The 24151-nt window shown below is 71.3% G+C and carries 24 protein-coding genes, 1 tRNA gene and 1 pseudogene; 9 read left to right on the forward strand and 17 right to left on the reverse strand.

Annotated features, from left to right (window positions below):
* The first annotated feature begins 80 nt into the window (after positions 1–80).
* The 3 genes and pseudogenes from ABD366_RS05275 to ABD366_RS05285 all read left to right on the forward strand — a co-directional run.
* The gene (locus tag ABD366_RS05275) at positions 81–1250 is read left to right on the forward strand and encodes a winged helix DNA-binding domain-containing protein (RefSeq protein WP_324767551.1); all 1170 of its coding nucleotides are present in this window, start codon (positions 81–83) and stop codon (positions 1248–1250) included.
* 208 nt (positions 1251–1458) lie between these two features.
* Positions 1459–2481 carry a DNA-directed RNA polymerase subunit alpha gene (locus ABD366_RS05280; RefSeq protein WP_344441181.1) on the forward strand — a complete coding sequence of 341 codons (1023 nt, stop codon included), beginning with the start codon at positions 1459–1461 and terminating at the stop codon, positions 2479–2481.
* A 306-nt stretch (positions 2482–2787) separates the two neighbouring features.
* A pseudogene (locus tag ABD366_RS05285) lies at positions 2788–5145 on the forward strand (GH92 family glycosyl hydrolase); the annotation flags it as partial.
* A gap of 45 nt (positions 5146–5190) precedes the next feature.
* On the opposite strand, the gene ABD366_RS05290 reads toward ABD366_RS05285, so the two are convergent.
* The 9 genes from ABD366_RS05290 to ABD366_RS05330 all read right to left on the reverse strand — a co-directional run bounded on the left by ABD366_RS05290 (position 5191) and on the right by ABD366_RS05330 (position 11661).
* Positions 5191–6429, reverse strand: a complete 1239-nt coding sequence (locus ABD366_RS05290; protein WP_324772807.1) for a cytochrome P450 — start codon at positions 6427–6429, stop codon at positions 5191–5193.
* A 29-nt stretch (positions 6430–6458) separates the two neighbouring features.
* Positions 6459–7655 (reverse strand): NAD(P)/FAD-dependent oxidoreductase, encoded by a 1197-nt coding sequence (locus ABD366_RS05295; RefSeq protein WP_324772808.1) that lies wholly within the window; start codon positions 7653–7655, stop codon positions 6459–6461.
* Positions 7652–7852: a ferredoxin gene (locus tag ABD366_RS05300; protein WP_324772810.1), complete on the reverse strand. Its 201-nt coding sequence runs from the start codon at positions 7850–7852 to the stop codon at positions 7652–7654. The genes ABD366_RS05295 and ABD366_RS05300 overlap by 4 nt, the downstream gene beginning before the upstream one ends.
* A 31-nt stretch (positions 7853–7883) precedes the next feature.
* Positions 7884–8534, reverse strand: a complete 651-nt coding sequence (locus ABD366_RS05305) for a TetR/AcrR family transcriptional regulator (protein WP_324772812.1) — start codon at positions 8532–8534, stop codon at positions 7884–7886.
* A 180-nt stretch (positions 8535–8714) separates the two neighbouring features.
* The gene (locus tag ABD366_RS05310; RefSeq protein ID WP_324772814.1) at positions 8715–9026 is read right to left on the reverse strand and encodes a hypothetical protein; all 312 of its coding nucleotides are present in this window, start codon (positions 9024–9026) and stop codon (positions 8715–8717) included.
* 162 nt (positions 9027–9188) lie between these two features.
* Entirely contained in the window at positions 9189–9677 is a 489-nt protein-coding gene (locus ABD366_RS05315; RefSeq protein WP_324772816.1) for an NUDIX hydrolase, read from the reverse strand.
* A gap of 146 nt (positions 9678–9823) precedes the next feature.
* Positions 9824–9893: transfer RNA gene (locus ABD366_RS05320), tRNA-Ser, on the reverse strand.
* A gap of 111 nt (positions 9894–10004) precedes the next feature.
* On the reverse strand, positions 10005–10931 hold the full coding sequence (locus ABD366_RS05325; RefSeq protein ID WP_324772904.1) for an NADP-dependent oxidoreductase: 927 nt from the start codon (positions 10929–10931) through the stop codon (positions 10005–10007).
* A gap of 154 nt (positions 10932–11085) precedes the next feature.
* Positions 11086–11661, reverse strand: coding sequence for a TetR/AcrR family transcriptional regulator (locus tag ABD366_RS05330; protein WP_324772818.1), 576 nt, complete (start codon positions 11659–11661; stop codon positions 11086–11088).
* A gap of 86 nt (positions 11662–11747) precedes the next feature.
* Between ABD366_RS05330 and ABD366_RS05335 the strand changes: the two genes are divergently transcribed.
* Positions 11748–12641: an NADP-dependent oxidoreductase gene (locus ABD366_RS05335; RefSeq protein WP_324772820.1), complete on the forward strand. Its 894-nt coding sequence runs from the start codon at positions 11748–11750 to the stop codon at positions 12639–12641.
* A gap of 269 nt (positions 12642–12910) precedes the next feature.
* On the opposite strand, the gene ABD366_RS05340 is transcribed toward ABD366_RS05335, so the two are convergent.
* The 4 genes from ABD366_RS05340 to ABD366_RS05355 all read right to left on the reverse strand — a co-directional run bounded on the left by ABD366_RS05340 (position 12911) and on the right by ABD366_RS05355 (position 14997).
* On the reverse strand, positions 12911–13333 hold the full coding sequence (locus tag ABD366_RS05340) for a PPOX class F420-dependent oxidoreductase (protein ID WP_324772822.1): 423 nt from the start codon (positions 13331–13333) through the stop codon (positions 12911–12913).
* Between the two features lie 191 nt (positions 13334–13524).
* A complete protein-coding gene (locus ABD366_RS05345) occupies positions 13525–13872 on the reverse strand; it encodes a YciI family protein (RefSeq protein WP_324772824.1) in 348 nt (115 codons plus the stop codon).
* 53 nt (positions 13873–13925) lie between these two features.
* Positions 13926–14567, reverse strand: coding sequence for a CatB-related O-acetyltransferase (locus ABD366_RS05350; RefSeq protein ID WP_324772826.1), 642 nt, complete (start codon positions 14565–14567; stop codon positions 13926–13928).
* 31 nt (positions 14568–14598) lie between these two features.
* Entirely contained in the window at positions 14599–14997 is a 399-nt protein-coding gene (locus ABD366_RS05355) for a VOC family protein (RefSeq protein WP_324772828.1), read from the reverse strand.
* Between the two features lie 205 nt (positions 14998–15202).
* Between ABD366_RS05355 and ABD366_RS05360 the strand changes: the two genes are divergently transcribed.
* Positions 15203–15793, forward strand: coding sequence for a TetR/AcrR family transcriptional regulator (locus ABD366_RS05360; protein ID WP_324772830.1), 591 nt, complete (start codon positions 15203–15205; stop codon positions 15791–15793).
* A gap of 100 nt (positions 15794–15893) precedes the next feature.
* On the opposite strand, the gene ABD366_RS05365 is transcribed toward ABD366_RS05360, so the two are convergent.
* Both ABD366_RS05365 and ABD366_RS05370 read right to left on the reverse strand, forming a co-directional pair.
* Positions 15894–16922 (reverse strand): zinc-binding dehydrogenase, encoded by a 1029-nt coding sequence (locus ABD366_RS05365; RefSeq protein WP_324772832.1) that lies wholly within the window; start codon positions 16920–16922, stop codon positions 15894–15896.
* A gap of 88 nt (positions 16923–17010) precedes the next feature.
* Positions 17011–17988 carry an aldo/keto reductase gene (locus ABD366_RS05370; RefSeq protein ID WP_324772834.1) on the reverse strand — a complete coding sequence of 326 codons (978 nt, stop codon included), beginning with the start codon at positions 17986–17988 and terminating at the stop codon, positions 17011–17013.
* Positions 17989–18203: 215 nt separating this feature from the next.
* Here ABD366_RS05370 and ABD366_RS05375 point away from each other — a divergent pair, with 215 nt between their 5' ends.
* The 3 genes from ABD366_RS05375 (at position 18204) to ABD366_RS05385 (ending at position 20576) form a co-directional block, all read left to right on the forward strand.
* Positions 18204–19112: a helix-turn-helix transcriptional regulator gene (locus ABD366_RS05375; protein WP_324772836.1), complete on the forward strand. Its 909-nt coding sequence runs from the start codon at positions 18204–18206 to the stop codon at positions 19110–19112.
* Positions 19113–19227: 115 nt separating this feature from the next.
* Positions 19228–20226: a DNA polymerase Y family protein gene (locus ABD366_RS05380; RefSeq protein WP_324772838.1), complete on the forward strand. Its 999-nt coding sequence runs from the start codon at positions 19228–19230 to the stop codon at positions 20224–20226.
* A 5-nt stretch (positions 20227–20231) separates the two neighbouring features.
* Positions 20232–20576, forward strand: a complete 345-nt coding sequence (locus ABD366_RS05385) for a DUF6233 domain-containing protein (protein ID WP_324772840.1) — start codon at positions 20232–20234, stop codon at positions 20574–20576.
* A 99-nt stretch (positions 20577–20675) separates the two neighbouring features.
* Here the strand turns inward: ABD366_RS05385 and ABD366_RS05390 are convergent, their stop codons facing one another.
* The gene (locus ABD366_RS05390; protein WP_324772842.1) at positions 20676–21401 is read right to left on the reverse strand and encodes a TetR/AcrR family transcriptional regulator; all 726 of its coding nucleotides are present in this window, start codon (positions 21399–21401) and stop codon (positions 20676–20678) included.
* Positions 21402–21609: 208 nt separating this feature from the next.
* Between ABD366_RS05390 and ABD366_RS05395 the strand changes: the two genes are divergently transcribed.
* A complete protein-coding gene (locus ABD366_RS05395; protein ID WP_324772844.1) occupies positions 21610–23064 on the forward strand; it encodes a serine hydrolase domain-containing protein in 1455 nt (484 codons plus the stop codon).
* A gap of 13 nt (positions 23065–23077) precedes the next feature.
* Here the strand turns inward: ABD366_RS05395 and ABD366_RS05400 are convergent, their stop codons facing one another.
* Entirely contained in the window at positions 23078–24136 is a 1059-nt protein-coding gene (locus ABD366_RS05400; protein ID WP_324772846.1) for an MASE1 domain-containing protein, read from the reverse strand.
* Between the last annotated feature and the right edge of the window lie 15 nt (positions 24137–24151).

Genomic DNA, 24151 nt, shown 5'->3' on the forward strand with positions numbered 1-24151 from the left:
GCATGTCGAGCAGGACGGCACCTAGAGCAGGACGGCCAAGTAGGACAGGCCCTGACCTAGCCCGGCGCTAGCGTCGAAGCATGCCGACGACGACACGCACGGTGACCTGGTCCGGGGCCAACGCCCGCCGTATCGGGCGCCAGGGCCTGGCCACCCCCGTCCCCGCCTCACCCACCGCGGTCCCGGACCTCGCCGCCACCATGCTGGGCGCGCACGCCCAGGTCCTGTCAGCGGCCGAGCTCTCGCTCGGGCTGCGCATCGAGGGGGCGACGCGCACCGACGTACGTACCGCGCTGTGGCAGGAGCGGTCGCTGGTCAAGACGTACGGTCCGCGCGGCACCGTGCATCTGCTGGCCGCCGGGGACGTGCCGATGTGGACCGGCGCGCTCTCCGCCGTTCCCGGCCGCGTCGGTCAGCAGGGCGCGGGCATCAGGCTCACGGCGGAACAGACGGACGCCGTCGTGGCGGCTGTCGGCGAGGCGCTGACCGGCGCGCAGCTGACCGCCGACGAGCTGACGGAGGCGGTCGTGGCGCGGACCGGGAGCTGGGCCGGCGACCTCGTGATGCCCGCGTTCCAGGGCATGTGGCCGCGCTGGCGCCAGGCGACGCACACGGCGGCCCACCGCGGGGTGCTCGCCTTCGGGCCGAACCGGGGACGGCAGGTGACGTACACCAACCCTGGTGCGGCGCCGATGGAGGAGCACGCCGCGCTCACCGCACTCGTCCGCCGCTATCTGTACGCCTACGGGCCTGCCACCCCGCAGCACTTCGCCAAGTGGCTTGCCGCGCCCCGGGGTTGGGCGAACGACCTGTTCGCGGAGCTGGCCCGGAGCGCGGTCCTCGAGGAAGTGCGCTTCGAGGGCGTCGGACCGGCGTGGGTGACGGCAGGCGACACAGAGTTCCCCGAACCGGGGGACGCGGCCCGCGGGGTGCGGCTGCTCCCCTACTTCGACGCCTTCGGGATCGCCTCCCAACCTCGCGAACTGTTGTTCCCGGGGAAAGCCTCCGAGCGTGCGCTGGCAGACGGCCAGGCAGGAAATTACCCGCTGCTTCTCGTGGACGGGGCGGTGGCCGGCGTGTGGCACCAGCGCCGCTCCGGCAAGCGCGTCGCGATCACGGTCGAACCGCTGGGCAGGCTGACGGCCGGACAGCTCGAGGAGCTGGAGCGACAGGCGCTGCGGATCGGCGGAATCACCGAAGGGCACGCCGAGTTGACGGTGGGGACGGTGACGGTGGGACCGCACGCTTAGCAGGGCACTCCCCCCGGCCCCGAAACGCCGAGCAGGCCGTGACGGAGCCACTACGGACGTGCGCGTGAGCGTGACTTCGACCACTTAACATGAACCCATGCGGGGCGTCGCGGGGCGGGGCTGCACTTGCGGCACTCATTCGCCCGTTACGCTTCGCAGTGTTCAAGGCGCCAAATAGCGGGCGCCGATTACTGGAGGCAAACACTTTATGCTGATCGCTCAGCGTCCCTCGTTGACCGAAGAGGTCGTCGACGAATTCCGCTCCCGGTTCGTGATCGAGCCGCTGGAGCCGGGCTTCGGCTACACCCTCGGCAACTCTCTGCGCCGTACGCTCCTCTCCTCGATCCCCGGCGCGGCGGTCACGTCCATCCGCATCGACGGTGTCCTGCACGAGTTCACCACGGTGCCGGGCGTCAAGGAAGACGTCACCGACCTCATCCTCAACATCAAGCAGCTCGTCGTCTCCTCGGAGCACGACGAGCCGGTCGTGATGTACCTGCGCAAGCAGGGCCCGGGTCTGGTCACCGCCGCCGACATCGCGCCCCCGGCCGGTGTCGAGGTGCACAACCCCGACCTCGTCCTCGCCACGCTCAACGGCAAGGGCAAGCTGGAGATGGAGCTGACCGTCGAGCGCGGTCGCGGCTACGTCTCCGCCGTGCAGAACAAGCAGGTCGGTCAGGAGATCGGGCGCATCCCGGTCGACTCGATCTACTCGCCGGTTCTCAAGGTCACGTACAAGGTCGAGGCCACGCGTGTCGAGCAGCGCACCGACTTCGACAAGCTGATCGTCGACGTCGAGACCAAGCAGGCCATGCGTCCCCGTGACGCCATGGCGTCCGCCGGCAAGACGCTGGTGGAGCTGTTCGGTCTCGCCCGCGAGCTGAACGTCGACGCCGAGGGCATCGACATGGGTCCGTCCCCGACGGACGCCGCGCTCGCCGCCGATCTGGTGCTGCCGATCGAGGACCTCGACCTCACCGTCCGGTCGTACAACTGCCTCAAGCGCGAGGGCATCCACTCCGTGGGTGAGCTCGTGGCCCGTTCCGAGGCCGACCTGCTCGACATCCGCAACTTCGGTGCGAAGTCGATCGACGAGATCAAGGCCAAGCTCGCCGGCATGGGTCTCGCCCTTCGGGACAGCCCGCCCGGATTCGACCCGACGACCGCCGCGGACACCTTCGCCGCCACCGACGACGCGGACGCCGGCTTCATCGAGACCGAGCAGTACTGACCCGCTCAGTACTGAACGCCACAACCGGGCCCCGGGGTGACCGCCGTCACCTCGGGGCCCGGGGCGTGTCCCGGCGGATCGTCGCCGCCCTCTTGACACCCCGGTCCTTGATCGGAAACATCGCCCGCGTTCTTTGACATCGTTATCAAGCCCTCCCCACAAGGCCTGTACACGCGTGCGACGGGCGTAAGAAGGCACCGTATGACGACGACAGTTCCCCCCACCCCCACCGTGACCCCACGCGCCCGCCGCAGAGCCCTGCTGGCCGGCACCGTGGCCGCCGTGCTCACCGGCGGTCTGCTCACCATGACGGCACCGGCGGTCGCGGCCCCGGCCCCCGCCCTGGTGGCCGACCCGGTGAGCGCGGTCGACCCCCTGATCGGCACCAGCAACGCGGGCAACACCTATCCCGGCGCGGTCCGCCCCTACGGCATGCTCTCCTGGAGCCCGCAGACCTCCACGGGCACCCAGACGAAGAACCCGGCTCCGGGCGGCTACCGCTACGACGCGACGCGGATCCGCGGCTTCTCGCTCACCCACCTCAGCGGCGTCGGCTGCTCCGGCGCCGCGGGCGACATCCCCGTCATGCCCCATGTGGGCGAGGTGACCAGTTCCCCGTCGGCGGACACCGGCGATGCCACGTACGCCTCCGACTTCAGCCACGCCAAGGAGAAGGCGACCGCCGGGCGCTACCAGGTCGCGCTGGGCAGCGGCGCGACCGCGGACCTGACCGCCACCACCCGTACCGGCACCGGCCGCTTCGGCTTCCCCGCGGACAAGCCCGCCTCGATGCTCTTCCGCACGTCGAACTCCGAGAGCGGCAGCACCGACGCGCACATACGGGTCGACGCCGCCCACCGCACCGTCACCGGCTCCGTCGACGCCGGCAACTTCTGCGGCCCGCAGAGCGAGAACAACCGGCACCAGCTCTACACCCTGCACTTCACCGCCCACTTCGACACCCCCTTCGCGGCCACCGGCACCTGGCACGACAGCGACCTGCGTCCGGGCGGCACCGAGGCCTCCGGCGGCACCGGCTACGACACGAACGGCAACCCGCAGCCCGGCAAGGGGTCCGGGGCCTACGTGACGTTCGGCAAGGACGTACGCCAGGTCCAGATGAAGGTCGGTATCTCCTACGTGAGTGCCGCGGGCGCCGAGGCGAACCTGCGGGAGGAGAACCCCGCGTCGGCCTCCTTCGACGACACGGCTTCGGCGGCGGCCGCAGAGTGGCGCACGGAGCTGCGCAAGATCGGCATCGGCGGCGGCAGTGAGGCCCAGCGGCGCACGTTCTACACCGCGCTCTACCACTCCATGCTGGAGCCGACCGTCGCCAACGACGTGGACGGCCGCTACGCCGGCGCCGACGGCCGCGCCCACCGGCTGGCGAAGGGCCAGAGCACGCAGTACGGGACCTTCTCGGGCTGGGACCAGTACCGGGCCCAGGTCCAGTTGATGGCGTGGCTGTCGCCGAAGGCGGCGAGCGACTACGCGCAGTCCCTCTACGCGTACGCCGGTCAGCGCGGCGGCGAATGGGACCGCTGGCTGCTCCAGCAGGGCAGGACGAGCGTGATGTCGGGCGACCCGTCGGCCGTGGCGCTCGCCGGCATGTACGCCTTCGGCGCCAGGGACTTCGACGTGCGCGGCGCGGTCGACTCCCTGGTCCGCGCGGCCACCGTGCCGACCGCGAACGACACGTCCGACGCGGGCTGCCAGGTCGAGTGCGTAGGACAGCGTCCCTCCCTCGACTTCTACCTCACGCACGGCTACGTCCCGGCCGACGACTGCCACTGCTGGGGCGGGGCCGCGGAGACGCTGGAGGACGCGGCCGCCGACTACGGCCTGTCGGAACTGACCGGCGCGCTGGGCAGGCGCGGCCAGCAGGCCGGCTTCCTGCGCCGCTCCGGCACCTGGAGCAACGTGTTCGACCCGGACGCCACACCCCAGGGCGGCTGGATGCGCGACCGCAACCGCGACGGCAGCTGGGCCGGGGACTCCTTCGACCCCGGTACGGGCGACGGGTTCGTCGAGGGCAGCAGCGCCCGCTACACGTGGATGGTCTACTCCGACGTCGCCGGCCTTGCGCGGGCCATGGGCGGCCCGGACAAGGCCGTGGAGCGCCTGGACTCGTTCTTCCGTACGCCCGAGGGAGCCTTCGACTTCTCGGCGAAGGACGACACCCGGTACGACCCGACGAACGAGCCGGACATCAACTCGCCCTACTTGTACAACTACTTGGGGCAGCCCGCCCGTACCCAGGAGACCGTCCGCGCCGAGTTGGACCGGCTGTGGACCGACACGCCCGGCGACATCCCGGGCAACGACGACGCGGGCACCATGTCGGCCTGGTACGTGTTCTCCGCGCTCGGCGTCTATCCGCAGGTCCCGGCCCGCGCCGACCTGGTGCTCACCTCGCCGCTGTTCCCGCGGGCCGAGGTGCACGGAGGACTGGGCCGCACGCTGCGCATCGACGCGCCCGGCGCGGGCGCGTCCGCCCCGTACATCCAGGGCGTACGCGTCGACGGCGCGGCCACCGACCGGACATGGGTGCCGGGCTCGACGGCGCTGCGGGGCGGGAGCCTGCGGTTCTCGCTCGGCGCCACGCCCGGCAAGGAATGGGGCACGGGCCCGCAGGACGCGCCGCCCTCGTTCCCGGCCGGCGGCTGACGGCCTGAACGGTGTGGGGGCGGGTCCGGCGGGCCCTCCCCCTCACCAGGTCACGGGCAGTGCGTGCAGCCCGTAGATGACGGCGTCGTACTTGAAGGGAATCGCGTCGAGGTCGTCGACGGCGCGGAGGGTCGGGATGCGGCGCAGCAGCGTGGGATAGACGACCTGGAGCTCCATCCGGGCCAGGGGCTGGCCGACGCAGTGGTGGCTGCCGCCGCCGAAGGCCTGGTGGCGGCGGGCGTCGCGGGTGAGGTCGAGCCGGTCGGGGTCGGGGAAGACGGCGGGGTCGCGGTTGGCGAGTTCGCCGAGGAGGATGACGCCGTCGCCTTCGCGGATGGTGTGACCCGCGACCTCGATGTCCGCCAGGGCGGTGCGGCGGCGGCCGAGATGGACGATGGAGAGGTAGCGCAGGAGTTCCTCGACGGCGTCGCGGACGACGGCGGGATCGTCCGTGTCCCGGATCAGGGCGAGTTGCCCGGGATGCTCCAGGAGCAGGAGCGTACCCAGGCTGATCATGTTGGCGGTGGTCTCGTGCCCGCCCAGGAGCAGGAGCACGCCCATCGTGGCGGCCTGGCGGCGGGTGAGTTCGCCGCTCTCGATCTGCTTGCAGAGGCTGGAGAGCAGATCGTCGCCGGGCTCGGTGAGCTTGCGGCCGACGAGGTCATCGAGGTAGCCGGCGAGGTTGCCGTGGGCCGTCTGCCGTTCCTGGGGCGTGGCGACGGCGGAGACGATCGTCTTGCTGTTGGTCTGGAAGAACTCATGGTCCTCGTACGGGACTCCGAGCATCTCGGAGATGACGAGCGAGGGGAGCGGCAGCGCGAGCGCCTGGACGAGGTCTGCCGGGTTCGGGCCCGCCAGCATCGCGTCGATGAAGTCGTCGGCCATCTGCTGCACCCGGGGGCGCAGCGCCTCGACCCGCTTGATGGTGAAGGCCCCGCTGACCATGCGGCGCAGCCGCGCGTGCTCGGGGTCGTCCATGCCGACGAAGCTCAGGTCGGTGCTGCCCGCGTGGGCGTGCGCCGGATCCACGGGGCTGGGGAAACCCGGCCGGGTGAACTCCACGCTCAGCCGCGGGTCGGAGAGCAGTGCTTTCTGTTCGGCGTGCCCGGTCACGGCCCAGGGCGTGCTGCCGCCCCAGGAGCGGACCCGGGTGAGCGGGCCGTACCCGGACAGGGCCCGCAGGTCGGGAGAGGGGGCGAAGGGGCATTGCGCGGAGCGCGGCGGGGGGAAGTCGGGGATGTCGAGGTCGCTCGTCTCGGCGGTGAGGGAGGTGCTGGTCATGGTCTCTCCGGTGGGGCGGGGGGCTCGGGTCATCGCGCGGCGGCCGGTTCGGGCCGGACGTACTGGTCGAGGATCTGCTGACGGTGCAGGCGGGTCTGCTTGGGCATGTTCCAGCCGAGGACGGCGATGGGGTGTCCCTCCTCGTCGAGGTAGCGCACGACGAACCGGCCCTGCTCCGCATCGCCTTCGACGAGGTGCACGGCGGCGGTGGGCGTGGGCAGCCCGAACACCTGGATCTTGACGCCGAACTGGTCGGTCCAGAAGTAGGGCACGGGTTGATAGGGACGGTCCTCGCCGAGGATGTTCGCCGCGACCCGCATGGCCTGCTCGGTGGCGTTCGTACGGTTCTCGAGGCGCAGCGGCCGGCGACGCCCCTCGTGGTGGAAGCGGGCCACGTCTCCTACGGCGTAGATCCCGTCGGCGGCGCGGCAGCGGGCGTCGCACACCACGCCGTCCGCCAGTTCGAGGCCGCTGTCGGCCAGCCAGTCGGTGGCGGGGGCGCCGCCGACCGCCGAGACGACGAGATCGGCGCGGAGGAGGTCGCCGCCGACGGCCCGCACACCGCTGACGCGTCCGCCGGTCGTCTCCACCGCCTCCACGAGCGTGTCCGGGCGCAGCCGTACGCCGTGCTCGGTGTGCAGCGCGGCGAGCCGCTGGGCGATGTCCGGGCCCAACTGCTGCCGCATCGGCGCCGGTTGGGGCCCGACGAGCGTCACGTCCGCGCCCATGAGTCGGGCGGTCGCGGCGATCTCGGCGCCCAGCACCCCGTCGCCGACGACCACGACGTGTTCGGCCTCCAGCAGTTCACCGCGCAGCCGTGCGGCATCGTCGAGGGTGCGCAGTACATGCACGCCCGCTGCCTCCGACAGGCCGGGCAGCCGGCGGGCGGACAGTCCGGTGGCCAGGACGAGGGCCTCCGCGCTCAACTCCGCCCCGCTCGCGGTCCGTACGGTGCGCGTGGCGGCGTCGAGGGCCACCGCGCGCTCACCGAAGGCGAACTCGGCATCCAGAGCGTCCAGCACGTCACGCGTACGCAAGTGCGTCCGCTCGGCCTCCCAGGTGCCGGCCAGTACCTGCTTGGACAGGGGTGGACGGTCGTACGGCAGACCGGGCTCCTCGCCGAGCAGCGTGATCCGCCCGTCGTAGCCCTTGCGGCGCAGGCTCTCCACTACGGCCAGGCCCGCGGCGCCGGCCCCGACGACCAGTACGTCCGACGGGGTGCTCACGCGTCCTCGTGGACGTCGATGGCGGCGGCCGGGCAGACGAGGGCGGACTCGCGGACTGCCTCGTGCCGGTCGGCGGGGGGCGCGGCGTCGAGCAGGACGACGATGCCGTCCTCGTCGCGCTGGTCGAACACCTCAGGTGCTATCAGCACGCACTGGCCTGCGCCGCAGCACTTCTCCTCGTCCACGGTGATCTTCATTCGGGCTCCTTTCTCGGGGTCTTCGCGGGTCTCAGCGACGGGTGGTGGGCGCGGCGAGCAGTCCCACCAGGGCGTCCTCCAGGGCGTCGGCGGTGCGCTCCCAGGACGTGCCGGGCTCGGCCGTGGCCTCGGCCAGGGCGCGTTCCCGCTCGGCGCAGGTGTGGGTGATCAGATGCCGGGCCATCTCGGCGCGTGCGGGGCGGATCTCCGGGGGCACGGTGTCGTGCAGGCACCGGCCCAGTCCCTGGAGCGTGCGGCGCAGGCTGTCCCGCGTGAGGGACTCGTCCGCCACCAGCGTCCGCAGCAGCGGGTCCGTCATCACCTGGACGGCGAACCGGGCGTACCAGGAAGGAACGCCGAGGGCCGCGTTGTGCTCGGTCACCGGGCGCAGCAGGCACCGCACCCAGTCCCGCAGGTCGGTGCTGTCGCCGGCGGCTTCCACGTAGCGCGTGCGGATGACGTCGACGTGCTCACTGTGCCGGGTCATGATGGCCCGTACGAGCGTGGCCTTGCTGCCGAAGTGGTAGCTGACGGCGGTGGTGTTGCCCTGGCCTGCCGCCTCGCCGATCTGCCGGTTGGAGACGCTGGACAGTCCGTGCTCGGCGTAGAGGCGTTCGGCCGCCGTCATGATCGCGACTCGTGTGTCGGCGCCCCGGCCTGTGCGGGGTTCGGTTCTGGTCATCGGCCGCGCCCCTGCGCTGCACTCATGCCGGCCTCCTCGTGGCGTTAGTCCTGACGACGATCTAGGCATCGCGAAGCCCATTAAGTCAATCGACTGACTTAAATGTGGGGGATGCTTGACGGAAAAACCACAGGAGCCGCCCTCGCGTCGCCCTCGTCAGGGCCACCGGCCACCCCTCCGTCACCCCTCCTCGAGGCGCTTCAGCCCCTCCTCCCACCGCTGCTGACGCTCCGCCTTCGACTGCTCCCACCAGGCGGCGCCTCGTTCGCCGAGCGCGGTCTTCGCCAACTGCACCCGAGCGCGAGCCCGCCGTTCGGCCTCGGCGTCCTCCTGCTTCAGGGCGTCCCGCACGGCACGGCGGGCTGCCATGAGATGCCGCCGCAGCTCAGCGGCGGTCTCCTCCGGGACCAGCGGGTCGGTGGCTCGCCACTTCCGTCCGTCGACCACGATGTAGCGACCGTCGTCGCTCGTCTCCACGTTCTTCTTCTGCACGGGACGAGTCTGCGCCGAGCACACTGCGGACGGCGGCAGGCGGGCTGCGCATGTCCGGCCGCCGGCACGGCTGGTTCGACGTCCGCGTCCACCCCGATGCATTGCGCCGGCTCGGACTCCACCCCGACCAGCCCGCCGCCACGGTCCCCGGGCTCTGCCCCGTCAATAGCGCACGGCGCGCGCGATCAGGTCGTGGATCAGGAACTCCCCGGGGCCGCGGTTCTCTTTGAGCCGGTCGAGGTCGTCGGGGCCGAACCAGCCGTAGGCGGAGTTCTTGGACCATTCCAGTGCGGGGTGGTTCAAGTCCCCCTCGACCTCGACGAGAAAGTCGGCCTCGTGACGCAGCCCGGCGCCGTCGTCACCGTTCCAGGTGGTGGTGCCCAGAAAGCGCCGGACACGGCGGAGACGCCACCCGGTTTCCTCCTCGACTTCCCTCGCGAGGGCGTCGAGGAGTGTTTCCGCGGGCTCGACGTGGCCGCCCACGATGTCCCAAGTGCTGGGAAAGAGGCGCCGTTGCGGGCTTCGTCGTTGTGCGAAGGCCTCGCCGGCGGGGTTGAGGATGACCGCCCCGGCGGTCCACAGCTCACCAGGTGCCGGGACGGGCAGCTCGACGTCTCGATCCACTGTGAACGGTCCGTGGTGTGCGGGCATGGGCGACAGCGTAGGCCCGGTGTGTCCGCGCTTCCCTCTCGTGTGTCGGCTAGCGCAGCGGCTGACGCATCCAGTGGGTGCCGTCGGCCATTCCGGAAAGGACCGGAAACGGTCGGAAGCTGCTGCTCAGCGTCGTCGTTCATAAGCCGACGTGGCAGGTGCCCCCTGCGCCCTCCGGGTCTCGAGCCCGGCGCTCTGCTACTGAGCTACACGTCGATGCTCCAGGATCGTGAGTGCGGGCCACGCACACGTACAACACACTTTTCGACGCCCCACACACTCACAGGACTCGACACATTTACAAGGCCGGGCGCGGGGCCGCGCCTGTCACTTGTCCGAGACGTGGATGAGGATCTTGCCGTGTACGTGTCCCTCCTGGCTGAGTTCGAAGGCGTCCGCCACGCGCTCCAGCGGGAAGGTCTCGGCCACCGGTACCCGCAGCTGCCCCTTCTCCGCCAGGTCCGCCAGGGCGCGCAGCCCGGCCGCGTCCGGGCGGGCCCACATCCACTGGCCGCCCGCATCAATGACGTCCGGGTCGGCGATGGACGCGTGCCTGCCGCCTTCGCGGAGCACCGCACGCGTGGTGTCCAGGACCCCTCCGACATAGTCGACGACCACGTCCACGCCCTCGGGGGCGAGCGCCTTGACCCGGTCGGCGACGCCGTCCCCGTAACTGACCGGTTCGGCGCCGAGTTCCCTGAGCCGGTCGTGGTTGCTCTCGGACGCCGTGGCGATGACGCGGGCGCCCAGCGCCTTGGCGATCTGCACGCCGAACGTGCCGACACCGCCGGCCGCGTTGTGGATCAGCACCGTGTCGCCGCTGCCCGTGCCCAGGCGGGTCAGCGTCTGGTACGCGGTCAGCCCCGCGAGCGGCACGCCCGCCGCCTCGCCCCAGCTCAGGGACGCCGGCTTGGCGACCAGGGCACGCACCGGGACCGTCACGTACTCCGCGAACGTCCCGCCGTGCACGTAGTCCTTACGGGCGTACGAGAAGACCTCGTCGCCCGCCGTGAACTCCGGGGCGTCGATGCCCACGCGCTCCACGACTCCGGAGACGTCCCAGCCCGGGATCACGGGGAAGACGGTGTCCATCATCGCGTCCAGGCCGCCGGACATGACCTTCCAGTCGACCGGGTTCACGGCGGCATAGCGCACCCGGACAAGGGCCTCGCCGGGGCCCACCTTCGGCAGGGGCTGTTCGGTGAGGGAGAGGACTCCGTTGTCGCCGTACTTGTCGTAGGTGATGGCCTTCATGGTGGCCTTCTCGCTCTGGTCGTTGCCCATGTCTCACTCCGGCGGGACGCGTGGTGTTATTCGGAAGAATGTCCGGTACCCATGTTTGCCGGAGGCAGTCAGCGCGGCCACCCGTGCCCGCGCCGCGAGTCTCGCGTCTGAGCCGTCGGACGGCTCAGACGGACTCCCAGGCAGCCTCGATCATGCGGAAGATCTCGTCGACCGCCGCCTGCGGATCGGCCGCCTCGCGGGCCAGCGCGTAGGCGTCGATCACGAACCTCGCGGTCGCCCGGCAGGCCGTCTCGGACCGCGCCTGTGACAGGCCGGGATCGGCGGCGATGGCCGTCCCCAGCGTCTGGGCATGGCGCAGCCGCATCGACTCGTCGTACTTCCGCAGGGCGGGTGACGCGTCGATCATGCGCCAGACAGGGGCGGCACTGTCCGCCGTGCAGTGCCGCACCAGAGCGTGGATCTCGCGGCGCAGCGCCGGGACGAGCGGCTCGTTCGGCGCCCGGTCGGTGACCGCCCGCGTGACGCGCTGCTCGAAGTCGTCGTCCCGCTCGAAGACCAGGGCCTCTTTCGAGGCGAAGTGGGAGAAGAGCGTGGTGACGGCCACGTCGGCCTCTTCGGCCACGTCACGGATGCCCACCGCGTCGTAGCCGCGCTCCAGGAAGAGGCGCATGGCGGTGTCCGCGATCTTCTGGCGGGTCGCGGCTTTCTTGCGCTCACGGCGTCCGGTCGGCACGGTCATGCCCTCAAGCTAGCAGGTGCAAAGGAGTATCTGTTTTGAAGATGCACTCGTTTCAAAACCCTAACCGTTAGTGCTACGTTCGGCGCATGAAGAAAGTGAGCTTCGCCGAGTTCGGTGGCCCGGAAGTCCTGCAACTCATCGACGCCGAGGAGCCCCACGCGGGCCCCGGCCAGATACGTGTCGCCGTGCGCGCGGCAGGTGTGAACCCCGTCGACTGGCGGGTCCGTGAAGGCCAGGTCCTGGGGGCGCATCCGACCCGACTGCCTTCCGGGGTCGGGCTCGACGCCGCAGGGGTGGTCGACGAGGTCGGTGCGGGCGTCGAAGGGATCGAGGCCGGTGACCACGTGTTCGGGGAGGGTGTGAGCACCTATGCCGAGTTCGCCGTGCTGACGGCCTGGGCCCGGATGCCCGGGGGCCTGACCTTCGAGGAGGCGGCCGGATACCCCTCCGTGGTGGAGACCGCGCTGCGCATCATCGGCGAGACCGGCGTGCGTGCCGGACAGACCCTGCTGGTCAGCGGCGCCTCCGGCGGAGTCGGATCGGCGGTGCTCCAGATCGCCCGCGACCGCGGCATCCCGGTGATCGGCACGGCCGGGGCGGCGAACCAGGACTATCTACGGAGCCTGGGCGCCCTCGCCACGACGTACGGCGACGGATGGGTCGAGCGCGTGCGCCGGCTCGGCCGGGTCGACGCGGCGCTCGACCTGGCCGGCTCGGGCGTCATCCGCGAACTCGTCGAGCTGACCGGGGATCCGCGGAAGGTGGTCTCCATCGCCGACCTCGGCGCCCCGCAACTCGGCGTCCTCTTCTCCGGCGTGGCCGGCAGCGTGCCGGACGCGCTCGCCGAGGCCGCCGCCCTTATCGCGCGGGGAAAGCTGCACATCCCGGTCGAGAAGTCGTACACACTCGCCGACGCCGCGGCGGCGCACGCCGACAGCCAGGCAGGCCACACGCGCGGCCGCCGGGTGATCGTGATCTGACCCCGCGCGCGCCAATCCACGCACGGCCACGCGCAGTTGTACGCATGTGCAGTTGTGCGCACGCTCAGTTGTACGGTCCGTCCAGACACAGACACAGACACCGGTGCCGCAATCGAGTCGCCGCAGCACTATTGCCCGGTCAACTGACGAATGGTCCGGCACCAAAGGCGCCCGGCTCGAATCGCTCCGCCGCGCCGGTCTTCTTCGGCGCACCGGAACGCCCGCGCTTCGCGGGCCGGCAGTGAGGGCGTGAGCCTGCGCCGGAGCTCTCAGGTCGAGGCCTGGTCGCTGTCCCGGTGCGTGCCCCAGCCGTGCCAGCGGTCGATCTCGATCACGGCGCTGTACCGGGTCCGCACCTGGTCCGGGTAGGCCTCGCCGGTGTAGTGCGTGGAGATCCGGTCGATATCGGCCAGGCCCTTGTCCTCGTACATCTCGACGACCCGGCCGATGAGGGTGACGTGGTCGTACCAGTTGGTCTCGTCGAGGACCGTCAGGGTCACCCGCGGGTCCCGCCGCAGGTGCTTCAGGCGGACCCGGCCCTCGTCCAGGCTGATCAGCACGTGGTCGTCCTCCCACACGTACCAGGTGGGGGTGGACACAGGTGTGCCGTCGGAGCGCAGCGTGGCCATGACGGCGGGATTGGGGCGGCGCAGCATCTCGACGGCCTCGGGCGGCAGCGGCGGCTTGGACATACGTGCTCCTCGGTTTCTCCGGCGGACGTCCTACGCATTCCGGTGGACGTCTTACGAACAAGGTCGAAAAGAGCTTGTCAGAGAGGAGGCGAGTCGGCCTGTCCGGCCGGGGCCCGGGCGGGCCCGGGCGCTTCCGAGAACGACCCGGAGCCGTCCGGACCACCCGAGCCGTCGGACCCTACGCACCCGTGTCAGGCGGATTCCAGGATCGGGCGGATCTCGATCGTCTCGGGGGTGGGCAGGCCTCTGGCCAGTTCGACGGCTTCCTCGCGGTCGGCGACCTCGAGGACGAACCAGCCGCCGAGGGTCTCCTCGCCCCGGTACGCGGCTGCCTCGGTCACCTGGGTCGCACCGTCGGATGTCTTGCGTACGGTGACCGGGCCGGTGTGCTCGGTGTCGAAGGCTTCGCCGCCGACCAGCTTTCCGGTCGCCGCGATCTGCCCGATCCAGGTCTCGTACGCCGTGCGGTAGGCGTCCCGGTCGGCCTGGATCCTGCGGCGCGACTCCTTCGTCTCGAAAATCATTAGTGCGAACTTCACGAGTACTCCTTTCCGGTCTCCGCGCGGGAGACCGGGACTGTTCGGATGCGGGGTCAGCGGATGCCGGCGGCGATGCGTTCGATGTCGGCCGGTGTTCCGGCCATGACGGTGCGGGCGTGTTCGGTGACCAGGTCCGCGGGCCAGTCCCACCAGGCGGCGCGCAGCAGCCGCTCGATGTCGGCGTCGTCGAAGCGCTGCCGGATCGGCCTCGCCGGGTTGCCGCCGACGATCGTGTAGGGCGGGACATCGGCGGTGACGATCGCGCCGGCCGCGATGATGGCGCCGTCGCCGATCCGTACGCCGGGCATGACGGTCGATCCGTAGCCGAACCAGACGTCATTGCCGACGACCGTGTCGCCGGGGCTGGGCATGGCGGTGACGATGTCCAGCGTCTGTTCGGCCCACCGGCCGCCGAACATGGTGAACGGATACGTGGACACCCCCATCGCCGGATGCTCGGCACCGGCCATCAGGAACCTGGTGCCCGCGGCGATCGCGCAGTACCTGCCGATGGTCAGGCGCTCGGGCCCGTAGGCGTAGAGGACGTTGCGGTGCTCGAAGTCCGTGGCGCCGTCCGGATCGTCGTAGTACGTGTACTCCCCCACGGTGATGTTCGGAGAGGTGACCAGCGGTCCGAGGAACACCACGCGCTCGTGGGCGGGCAGGGGGTGGAGGGTGGTCGGATCAGGTGACAAGGCTGAGGTCCTTAACCGGGTCGCGGGGCTGTCAGGTGTGTTCGGGGGCGGACGGGGTGACCCACTCGACGAACTGGACGATCACGCCGTTGGGGTCGGTGACCTGGAAGAGGCGTTCGCCCCAGGGCTCGTCGCGCAGCGGCATGGTGATCTCGACGCCCTCGGTGCGCAGCCGCTGCTCCTCGGCCTCGATGCCGGTGCTCGTGAAGGCGAGGATCAGGCCGGAAGCGTGCTGGTCACGCTGGCCGGCGGGGAGCACCTCGTTGCCGCGGGCGAGCAGGACGATGTCCACCGCGGCGTCGTCGCGGGAGAGCGAGGCGAACCCCTCGGCGGCAGCCTGCTCGACGTAGCCGAGGTGGGTGGTGAAGAAGCGGTGGGACGCGGCGATGTCGTCGACGGTGAGCGAGACGGTGGACGCGGTGATCTGCAAAGGGTTCTCCTCGTGGCTCTGGGCTCTGGGCTCGGTGCTCTGCGGGCCGGGGCTGGTTCCGACGCCGAACAGGCGGACGTCGGCCCGGAACGCGCCAACGCCACCGCAACGGCGTATCGGCACCCCGTGTGCCGTTCAGGCTGAGAGCGTGCCATCGCGAGCGGAGACTGTCAACGGCACACGGAGTGCCGATACACTGGCCCGCATGACCGAGTCCGCCCACGCTCCGCGACGCCGGGGTGCCGTCCGCACCGAGGAGATCCTGCAGGTCACCCTCGACCTGGCGGTCGAGGTCGGCTACGCGGGCCTGAACATCAAGGCCGTCGCCCAGCGAGCCGGCGTCGGCAAGCACACGATCTACCGTCGCTGGCCGTCCCTGCCCGCCCTCCTCCTCGACGCGCTCAGCCACGTCTGGGCCAACGACCTGGACTACCGCGACACCGGGGACGTCCGCCGGGACCTGCGCGAACAGTTCATCCGCTCGTCCGGCGTGCTGAGCACCCCACCGATCGGCCCCGTGTACCGAGCCGTGATCGCCGAGGCCCAGGCCGATCCCGAACTACGGGAGACCATCCACGAACGGTTCCTGGCCGCCGTCGAGAACAGCACGCTGCACCGCATCACCCTCGCGCAGCACACGGGCGAACTGAACCCGGACGCCGACCTCACCTTCGCCGCCGAAGTGCTGTGCGGCGCCCTCTACTACCGGAACCTGCTGTCGAACCGCCCCATCGACGAGGCCGCCATCGACGGGCTCCTGGACATGTTCATCGCCGCTTACGCGACGCGCGACTGAATCCGGCGCTCCTCGCGGCGCCCCGCGAGCCGGGTGACGACATGGCGATGACACCGCGCCGGGTCAGCCGGCGCGGCACGCCCTGTGGGCGAGTTGGGGTTCAAGGGCGGATGAGGGCCTTGAGGACCTGGCGGCCGGCCATGGCCCGGTAGGCATCCGGGGTCTGATCCAGGGAGAAGGCCCGGTCGAAGACGCGGCCGGGGACGATGGTGCCGTCCAGGACGTCGGGCAGCAGCTGCTCGATGTAGGCACGCGCGGGGCTCGCGCCGCCGGTCAGCGTGACGTTCCGCATGAAGACCGCCGGACCGATCGGCCCCTGCTCGTACTGGGGAACGCCCAGGCGGCTGATGGTGCCGCCGTCCAGGACCGCGCCGAGCGCGGTGTCCAGTGCCTGGCGGGTGCCGACGGCCTCGATCACCTTGTCCACGCCGCCGGTCAGCTCGCGGATTCGGGCGACGCCCTCCTCGCCGCGCTCGGCGACCACGTCGGTGGCGCCGAACTCCCGGCCCAGATCGGTGCGGGCTCGATGGCGGCCGGCGAGCACGATCCGCTCGGCACCGCATCGCTTGGCGGCGATCACCGCGCACAGGCCGACCGCGCCGTCCCCGACCACGAGCACCGCGTCGCCGCGGATGACGCCGGCGGTGACGGCGCCGTGGTGACCGGTGGTCATCACGTCCGACAGGGCCAGCAGGGACGGCAGGAGCGCGGAGTCGGCCGCCACCGGCAGCTTCACCAGGGTGCCGGCGGCGTACGGGACGCGGACGACCTCACCCTGCCCGCCGTCCACACCGTCGAAGCCGTACCGTCCGCCGTTGCGGCACGAGATGTGCAGGCCCTCAGCACAGTAATCACAGGTGTTGTCGCTGTACGTGAACGGAGCCACGACCAGGTCACCGGGGGCCAGGCCGGCGACGTCCGCACCGGTCTCCTCGACGACGCCGAGGAACTCGTGGCCCATGGGGCGGCCGGCGCCGGTGGCGGGCATCGACCGATACGGCCACAGGTCGCTGCCGCATACGCAGGCGGCGAGCGTGCGCACCACCGCGTCGGTCGAATCGACGATGGTCGGGTCGGGCCGGTCCTCGACGCGGACGTCGCCGGCCTTGTACATCACTGCTGCACGCATGAGAGCTGTACTCCAGAGGGGGTCGTGCGGGGGGTGGCGTGGGTGACGGGTGACGGGTGACGGGTGACGGGTGACGGGTGATGGGTGATCAGCGTTCGAGCATCCGTGCCTGGGCCGCGGTGTGGGTGTCACCGGCGGCGGGCGGCAGACTGCTGAGCCGGTGAAGCTGCTCGTCGGTGAGCGTGACGGCGTCGGCGGCGGTGTTCTCCTCGACGCGGGACACGCGCTTGGTGCCGGGGATCGGGGCGATGTCGTCGCCCTGGGCGAGCAGCCAGGCCAGCGCCACCTGACCGGTCGTGGCACCGGCCTCGTCGGCGAGGGCCTTGACCTCGTCGGCCAGCGCAAGGTTGCGCCGGAAGTTCTCACCCGTGAAGCGGGGGTTGCCGCGCCGGAAGTCGTGCTCGTCGAACTGGTCGGTGGAGCGGACGGTGCCGGTCAGGAAGCCGCGGCCCAACGGGGAGAACGGCACCAGACCGATGTTCAGCTCCCGCAGGACGGGCAGCACGCGCTCCTCGACGCCACGAGTGAAAAGGGAGTATTCGGACTGGACGGCGGTGACGGGCTGGACGGCGTGGGCGCGGCGGATCGTATCCGGGCCGGCTTCCGAGAGGCCGAAAGCGCGGACCTTGCCCTCCGTGATCAGTTCGGCGACGGCGCCGGCGGTCTCCTCGATCGGCGTGTTCGGGTCGACGCGGTGCTGGTAGTAGAGGTCGATGTGGTCGGTACCCAGCCGCCTCAAGGATCCCTCGACCGCGGTGCGGATGTTGGCCGGGCCGGAGTCCGGGTTCCACGCGCCGTCGCCGCCGTGCGAGACCAAGCCGAACTTGGTGGCCAGCACCACCCTGTCCCGGCGGCCCTTCAGCGCCCGGCCGAGGAGTTCCTCGTTGATGTAGGGGCCGTAGATCTCGGCCGTGTCGATGAGCGTGACGCCCAGCTCCAGCGCCCGGTGCACGGTCCGGACCGACTCCGCGTCATCGGTGCCCGAGCCGGTGTAGCCGTGGGACATACCCATCGCGCCCAGCCCGATCCGGGAAACCTCCAGGTCACGCAGGTTGATGTACCGCATCTCGCCTCTTTCGATCCGTGGTGTACCCGGCCCCCTCACTCTCACCCGGTCCGGCCGGCCGGCCTGGGGCGACGGAAGAGAGACCGGGGTGCCGGTGTCTTGCTCCTTCACCTTCGCCCGGAATCCGCCCATGCGGCAGGGCGGGTCCTTCAGGGGTAAGGACAGGGCCCCCTTCGGCTCTGCGCGGCAGGCGCTCGGCGGGTGAGACTGGAGTCATGCCATCGACGAGCGCGCACAGCGAGGGAGCCGAGCTGGGCCGCTACCTGCGTGCCCGCCGCACCCAGACCAGCCCCGGACACGTCGGCCTCACCGTCGGCGCCGGCATCCGCCGCACCCCCGGCCTGCGCCGCGAGGAGCTGGCCACCCTCGCCGGCATCAGCATCGACTACTACGTGCGCCTGGAACGCGGCAAGGAGACCCGCCCCAGCCCCGCCGTCCTCGACTCACTCGCCCGCGCCCTGCACATGGACGACCAGGAACACCAGCACCTGCGCGAACTCGCCGCCCGCGCCGCCCGCTACGTCTCCGAGCCGCCGCCCGCGCCCACCCGCACCGTGCGCCCCCACCTCAAGCTGCTTCTCGAAGCACTGCGCCCGAACCCCGCGTACGTCATCAGCCGCAGCATGGACATGCTGGCCTGGAACCCCGGCGGGCAGGCCCTTTACGTGGGTCTTGAGGACTGGCCGGTCAAGCACCGCAATCTGGCCCGCTACCTCTTCCTGCACCCAGCGGCCCGGGGCCTCTTCCCCGACTGGGACCGGCAGATCACGGCATGCGTCGCCCGTCTGCGCGCCATCGCCGGCACCGCTCCGGACGCACCCGACCTCACCCATCTCGTCGGCGAACTGCTGCTGAAGAGCCCGGACTTCGCGGGCCTGTGGGAGCGCTACGAGGTGACCGGACGCAAACCCGCCCACAAGACGTTCCAGCACCCGCAGGTCGGAACCATCACCCTCACCTCGCAGTCCCTGCACGTCGAAGGCACCCCGGGCCAGCGCATCGGCGTCTACACCGCGGAACCCGGCACCCCCGACCACGACGCCCTGCTCCTCCTCGACATGACCGCTCCCTCCGCCGCGACGCCCCGCACAACACCCGACAGGAATCGACTCGGCGACCTCTAGCGGTGCGGCACGCCTGTGGAGCGTCGCGCTCCCCGATCCGCCTCACCCCGCGCGAGCGGCCGACACTCGCGTGTTCGAATTCTAGTTCGATATTGTGGGGGTGGGAGGTGCCGTGATGGCCAGGACTGATGGTGTGGCGTCGGTGATGCACGTGCGGGTTCCGGCAGGTCTGGCCGAGCCCGCTTACCGCGAGGTGCTGGAGGTGCTCGCGGAGATCTCGCCCGTGGTGCAGGCCCTGCCGCCCGGCGCCGCCGTGGTGGAGCTGCGGGGTGCGCTGCGCTACTTCGGCGTTCCGGCCGCGCGGCTGTGCGAGCGGGCCCGGGTCCGGTCGCTGGCCCGGCTCTCCGTCGATCTGCGGATCGGGCTCGCGCCGACCTGGGCGCTCGCCGCCACCGCCTCGGCGCGGACCCCGGAGCACGGCGGGCTCATCACGGTCGAACCGGACCAGGTCGGTGACTTTCTCGCGCCGCTGCCCGTCGACGCCCTGCACGGGATCGGACCGGTACAGGCGAACGCGCTCACCGACTACGGCATCCACAGCGTCGGCATGCTGGCCGCCCTGCCGCCGGCCACGATCCAGCGGGTGCTCGGCGGCCGCGCCGGACGCATGGCGGCCGACCGGGCCCGCGGCATCGATCCACGCCCGGTGACACCCAGGTCCCTGCCCATGTCGGCAGCCGTGCGGCACCGCTTCGAACGCCAGGAGATGGACGGCGCGACCGTACGGGCCCGGCTCCTGGACCTCGTCGTCCGGCTGGCCGCCACCCTGCGCTCCCGCGAGCAGGTCGCCCGCGGCCTGACCCTCCAACTCGACTTCGCCGCCGGCGCCCGCTGGACCAAGACGCTGCGCCTGCCCGAGTCCTCCGCCCACGACGAGGACCTGCGCGCCGCCGCCTACCGGCTCATGGACCGCGCGGGACTCCAGCGCGGACGCCTCGCGGGCCTGCTCGTCCGCGCCGAGGACCTGGTGGCCGCCGGCGCGTCCGCGGAGCAGATCACCTTCGACCACAGCCGTGAGATGCGGCTGCGCGCCGAACAGGCCGTCGACCGCGCCAACCAGCGCTTCGGCCACGGCAGCGTCGGCCCGGCGGCCCTGCTGCACAAGGCGGCCTGAGAACCGTGAGCGCCGACCCGATTCCGGCCGACCGGCTGGCCCAGCTGCAGTTCCTGGAGCGCGTGCAGGAGCGGGACCTCGCCCGTACCCGACGCTGGATCGAGGACGAGAAGCGCCGCCGCACCGAACACGCGCGCGGCGAGGCAGCCCGGCCCGAACCACCGGACTGGCTCCTGGAAGTCGGCCTCACCGGACGCGCCGCCGTCTACGTCCACGCGGGCAGCTGCCACATGGCCGGCAAACGCTCCCGCCCCCTCACCGCCGACCAGGCCCGCGACGCGCTGCACCACGGCCCCGTACCGGCCTGCCCGCACTGCCGCCCCGACTCCGCCCTCGGCCTGACCGGCTGAGCGGGTGAACCGGTGAGCGTGCGGCCAAGCGGACGGGTGAACGGGTGAACACGCGGCCGACCCGCCTACCGACGGGCCACCCCGGCGTGTCGCCTCGGCTCAGTGATCGAGCCGGGCCGACAGGCCGTCGAGCACCCGCTCCAGCCCGTACGAGAAGTCGGCGTCCCGGGTCTCCCGCGGGTGCACATCCGGCTGCGCCGAGTCCGCTTCCCGCAGCCGCGGATCGTGCTGCGACGCCTCGTCGAACGCGGGCCGCAGACTCGCCACCCACTCCCGCTCGGTCTTTCCACTGCGGGCGATCAGGGAGAGGTAGGCGGCCTCGGACGTCGCGATCCCGATGACGTACGCCGTGACCGTCCCCGCCGCCCGCTCCCTCTCACCCGGGGGAAAGCCCGCCGCGTCGAACTGGGCGAACAGCCCCGAGGTCATCCGCATCGCGTTCGGGCCGATGTGGACAAGGCCGACCTGCCCGAGCTCCGGCGCGATCCAGGGGTGGCGCAAGGTCATCGCCCGCAGATCGGCGGCGATGCCGGTGACGGCCGCACGCCAGCCAGGCCGCCCGGCGGTCGCCGGCAGCTCGATCTCGCCGTAGACGTCGTCCACGACCAGTTGGATCAGCTCGTCCCTGTTGGCCACGTGCCGGTAGAGAGAGGTGGCACCGGCGTCCAGGCGGCTGCCGAGCTTGCGCATGCTGAGCGCCTCGGTGCCCTCCTTGTCCAGCAGGTCGATCGCCGCGGTCACGATCTGCTCGCGCGTCAACTGCTCCCGCTGCGGACGGCTCGGCCGGGTCCACACCGATGCGGTCGGCTTCTCGTCGGCTGGCATACGGCCCCTTCTCTCCGCGCGTACCACGGACGCCCGCGGCTTCTCGCGGTCTCCCGCGATTCCCGCGATTCCCGCTCAGCCTAGCGCACGCTGTACGCAGCTTGCGTACAGCGTTCCGAGTTGCGTACGGTGTGCGCAACGTGAGAACGCCGTGCGCAAGCAAGCAGTACGCGCACCCGAGCCGTAAACATCCGAGGGGGAGACAGCCATGTCGACGAACGTGAGCTGGGACGAGCAGGGCAACTGGGACGCAAGGGACAGCTGGGGAGCCCGCGACTCCGCGGGGCGGAAGCTGGACCTCGCCCACTGGCAAACCCGCCTCGACGCCCTGCGCGCCAAGCACCACGTCCCGGGCGCGTCCCTCGCGCTCCTCGTCGACGGCACCGTCCACGAGCTGGCCAGCGGCGTACTGCACCGGGGAACGGGCGTGGCGGTGACGACCGACTCCGTGTTCCAGATGGGCTCGATAGCCAAGATCTACACGGCCACTCTGATTTTGCGGCTCGCCGAGTCGGGCGCACTGGACCTCGACGCGCCGGTCGTGGACGTACTGCCGGAGTTCTCGGTCGCCGACCCCGAGGCGACCCACGCGATCACCACACGTCGGCTGCTCAGCCACACCAGCGGTCTCACCTGCGACTTCAACCATGACAGCGGGCGTGGTGACGACTGCCTCGCCAAGTATGTCGAGGCGGCCAAGGGGGTCGCGCTCGACTGCCCGCCCGGCACCGGCATCTCGTACAGCAGCGTCGGCTACAACGTGCTCGGCCGGATCATCGAAGTGGTGACCGGCAAGGTGTGGGACCAGGCGCTGAAGGATCTGCTGCTGACCCCGCTCGGCCTGACGCACACCATGACCCTGCCCGAGGAGGCGCTGCGGTTCCGCGCCGCGATGGGGCACCTCGGCGAGCCGGGCCGGGCGCCGGACCCCGCGCCGGAGTGGGACATGATGCCGCGCTCGGCGGGCCCCTACGGCAGGGTCATCGCCTCCGCCGGAGACCTTGCCCGGCTCGCGCGGATGCACCTGTCCGGCGGCATCGCCGAGGACGGCACACGTGTGCTGTCCGAGGAGACGGTCGCGCTGATGCAGCGCCGGGTGGTGGACTGCCCCGACAAGTGGACGGTCAGCTCGGACGGCTGGGGCCTGGGCTGGACCCTGTACGACTGGAACGGCGTCCCGGGCTACGGCCACGACGGCGCCTCCATCGGGCAGTACGGCTACCTGCGCGTGGTGCCGTCGGCCGGCGTCGCGGTCGCGCTCCTCACCAACGGCGGCGGCGCCCGGGAGGTGTACGCGGCGCTCTACCGTGAGCTCCTCGCCGAACTCGCCGGGGTGACCATGCCGGAGCCCTTCGCCCCGCCCGCGCAGCCGCCCGTGGTCGATTTCGCGCCGCTGGTCGGCACGTACCGGCGCGAAGGTGTCGTCATCACCGTGACCGAGCGGGACGGCGCGGGCCAGGCGCTGTACGAGTTCGTCGACGGCATGAAGGACTTCTCCGAACCGCTGCGGATCGACCTGCTGCCGGTGACGGAGACGGTCTTCGCCGGTACGGGCGTGGGCGCGGCCTTCAGTCAGGACTACATGCCCGTGGTCTTCTCCACGCTGCCCGACGGCACCGGCTGCGTCTACATCGGCATGCGCTGCGGCCCGAAGGTCGCGTGATCCCGGGCCGCTCCTACGCCGGCCCGGACGGCCCGTGCCGGCTGCCGAGTGAGCCCCGCCGCCTGCGTGGCGCGTCGTCGGCGTCGGTGCCGATCGCGTGGCTGGTGGACGGCTCCGGCGGGGCCCCGCCTGCGGCGAGGTGTTCGAGCACCTCCGCGAGTTCGTCGCAGGCGTTCTCCACCGAGCGTCGGGTCGCGCGCTGTTCGGTGACCATCGCCGACAACAGCACGGCGGTCAGCGCCACGGCGCCGTTGAACGCCTGAAGCTTGATCATGATCTCGACGGCGGACAGCTGCTCGAACGCTCCTTCCCGGGCGTTCGCCTCGAACGTGGTCAGCACGGACGCGAACAGCGCGCACAACATGCTGCCGGCCAACTGGAAACGCAGGGCCGCCCAGATCAGCAGGGGGAACACGAGGTACAGCAGGCTCATCCGGCTGAGCGCCGCCACGGGAACCAGGATCGCGGCGGCCAGGACCAGGCACACCAGTTCCGTCCAGCCGCCCCGGCGCATTCGTCCCGCGGCCCCCACGAGCACCAGCAGTAGCGGAGTGATCAGCAGGACGCCCATCGTGTCGCCCACCCACCAGGCGAGCCACACGGACCAGAACTCCCCCGTCTCCAGTGCGCCGGTGAGCACCTGCAGTCCCACGCCCGCGGTCGCGCTGACGAGCATGGCGCCGAGCCCGGCGAGGACCAGCGCGAGCCCGTCCCGCAGCCGCGAGATGTCGAGCCGGAAACGGACCCTGCGCAGCAGCAGCATGGCGCAGAGCGGTCCGGCGGTGTTGCCCAGCACGGTGAGCAGGGTGGTGGCCCGGGGAGTGGTCAGGGACATGATGACGAGGAACGAGCCCAGCGCGATCCCCGGCCACGCCCGTACGCCGTACACCAGCAGGGCGGCGACGGCGACGCCGGTGGGCGGCCAGATGGGGGTCACCACCACGCCCTCCACGACGAGCCGGCCCAGCAGGCCGAGGCGCCCGGCCACGTAGTAGCAGGCGGCCACGGCCAGTGCCTTGAGGACCGGCTCCACGGACAGCCGGATCGGCCGAGTCACCAACACAGCAGCCATCACACACCGGCCGGG

Source organism: Streptomyces kunmingensis, assembly GCF_039533535.1.
Classification (GTDB): Bacteria; Actinomycetota; Actinomycetes; order Streptomycetales; family Streptomycetaceae; genus Streptomyces; species Streptomyces kunmingensis.

Coding starts and splice junctions, on each gene's coding strand:
- ABD366_RS05275 (WP_324767551.1), top strand. CDS start 81: ATGCCGACGACGACACGCACGGTGACCTGGTCCGGGGCCAACGCCCGC.
- ABD366_RS05280 (WP_344441181.1), top strand. CDS start 1,459: ATGCTGATCGCTCAGCGTCCCTCGTTGACCGAAGAGGTCGTCGACGAA.
- ABD366_RS05290 (WP_324772807.1), bottom strand. CDS start 6,429: ATGACCAGCACCTCCCTCACCGCCGAGACGAGCGACCTCGACATCCCC.
- ABD366_RS05300 (WP_324772810.1), bottom strand. CDS start 7,852: ATGAAGATCACCGTGGACGAGGAGAAGTGCTGCGGCGCAGGCCAGTGC.
- ABD366_RS05305 (WP_324772812.1), bottom strand. CDS start 8,534: ATGACCAGAACCGAACCCCGCACAGGCCGGGGCGCCGACACACGAGTC.
- ABD366_RS05315 (WP_324772816.1), bottom strand. CDS start 9,677: ATGCCCGCACACCACGGACCGTTCACAGTGGATCGAGACGTCGAGCTG.
- ABD366_RS05325 (WP_324772904.1), bottom strand. CDS start 10,931: ATGAAGGCCATCACCTACGACAAGTACGGCGACAACGGAGTCCTCTCC.
- ABD366_RS05330 (WP_324772818.1), bottom strand. CDS start 11,661: ATGACCGTGCCGACCGGACGCCGTGAGCGCAAGAAAGCCGCGACCCGC.
- ABD366_RS05335 (WP_324772820.1), top strand. CDS start 11,748: ATGAAGAAAGTGAGCTTCGCCGAGTTCGGTGGCCCGGAAGTCCTGCAA.
- ABD366_RS05340 (WP_324772822.1), bottom strand. CDS start 13,333: ATGTCCAAGCCGCCGCTGCCGCCCGAGGCCGTCGAGATGCTGCGCCGC.
- ABD366_RS05360 (WP_324772830.1), top strand. CDS start 15,203: ATGACCGAGTCCGCCCACGCTCCGCGACGCCGGGGTGCCGTCCGCACC.
- ABD366_RS05365 (WP_324772832.1), bottom strand. CDS start 16,922: ATGCGTGCAGCAGTGATGTACAAGGCCGGCGACGTCCGCGTCGAGGAC.
- ABD366_RS05370 (WP_324772834.1), bottom strand. CDS start 17,988: ATGCGGTACATCAACCTGCGTGACCTGGAGGTTTCCCGGATCGGGCTG.
- ABD366_RS05375 (WP_324772836.1), top strand. CDS start 18,204: ATGCCATCGACGAGCGCGCACAGCGAGGGAGCCGAGCTGGGCCGCTAC.
- ABD366_RS05380 (WP_324772838.1), top strand. CDS start 19,228: ATGGCCAGGACTGATGGTGTGGCGTCGGTGATGCACGTGCGGGTTCCG.
- ABD366_RS05390 (WP_324772842.1), bottom strand. CDS start 21,401: ATGCCAGCCGACGAGAAGCCGACCGCATCGGTGTGGACCCGGCCGAGC.
- ABD366_RS05395 (WP_324772844.1), top strand. CDS start 21,610: ATGTCGACGAACGTGAGCTGGGACGAGCAGGGCAACTGGGACGCAAGG.
- ABD366_RS05400 (WP_324772846.1), bottom strand. CDS start 24,136: ATGGCTGCTGTGTTGGTGACTCGGCCGATCCGGCTGTCCGTGGAGCCG.